The organism is Candidatus Symbiopectobacterium sp. NZEC135 (assembly GCF_025962695.1).
The window spans coordinates 1-1,007 of sequence record NZ_JAGFPF010000715.1 but is presented as its reverse complement, the minus strand read 5'-3'; the positions used below and the strand labels follow the sequence as shown (position 1 = coordinate 1,007).

General features: G+C 59.9%; 2 protein-coding genes. Both read right to left on the bottom strand.

Annotated elements, in window-relative coordinates; all coding sequences use genetic code 11:
- On the bottom strand, positions 1-461 hold a 461-nt coding region (locus J5224_RS29940), incomplete at its 3' end, for an ATP-binding cassette domain-containing protein (protein ID WP_264628693.1).
- Positions 458-1,007: efflux RND transporter periplasmic adaptor subunit (locus J5224_RS29935; RefSeq protein WP_264628692.1), on the bottom strand; the 550-nt coding region annotated here is incomplete at its 5' end. The genes J5224_RS29935 and J5224_RS29940, both read right to left, overlap by 4 nt.

Sequence of the window (1,007 nt, the reverse complement as noted above, 5' to 3'; positions counted from 1 at the left end):
GTACAGGCCAGCCCCAGCTTTTGCTTCATGCCGCCAGAAAGCTTTCCGGCCAGACGCGTGGTAAAGCGCGTGAGGTCGGTAAAAGTCAGCAATCGTTCAAAGGTGTCCTGCCGCTGTGTGCCGATAATGCCGCGCAGGTCGGCGTAAAGCGTCAGGTTTTCCATCACGCTCAGGTCTTCATACAGCCCGAACTTTTGCGGCATATAACCGAGGATGGCGTGCAGTTGCCGGTCATCCTGTACTGGATCGAGCCCCATTACGCGCAGGGTCCCGCTGCTCGGCGTTAACAAACCGGCCAGCATGCGAATCAACGTCGTTTTACCCGCGCCGTCCGGCCCCACCAGGCCGATAACCGCACCGGCATCAAGCGTGGCCGTCAGCGGTTTCAGCGCGGGCGTGGTGCTGTCAGGGAAGGTTTTCTCTACCCCATCCAGCGTAATGCTCGGCAAGGGGCTGTTCATGGCGTTACGTTGTCAGCGGCGAAGCGCAACGTTACCGGCATACCCTGGCGCAGCAGGTCGTCCGGATCGCTCACGATAATACGCAACCGGTAAACCAGATCGGTGCGTAACGCTTGTGTTTCTACGCTTTTCGGGGTGAATTCTGCGCTCGGTGATACAAATCCGACCGTGCCGTGGTAGGGGCGGTCTGGGCGACTGTCCGTGTAAATCAGCACGTCTCGTCCCGGTTTCGCTTGCCCGAGCTGCGGCTCGTCAATGTAGGCGCGAATCCATACCGGGCGGGTTAACGAGAGGGTGAATACGGTGCCGCCCGCGCTTAGCATGCTGCCTGCTTCTACGGCGCGTGTGAGGATCACGCCATCAGAAGGGGCTGTTAGCGTGGTATCGCTCAGATCGAGAATGGCCTGTGCCTGTGCCGCTTGTGCTTGCGCCAGTGCAGCCTCGGCGGTGGTAATTTCCTGCGGGCGGTTACCGCTTTCGAATTGGCTCAATTTCTGTTTAGCGGCTTGCAGCGTAGCAAGTGCCAGCTGACGCGCCGAGCGGGCA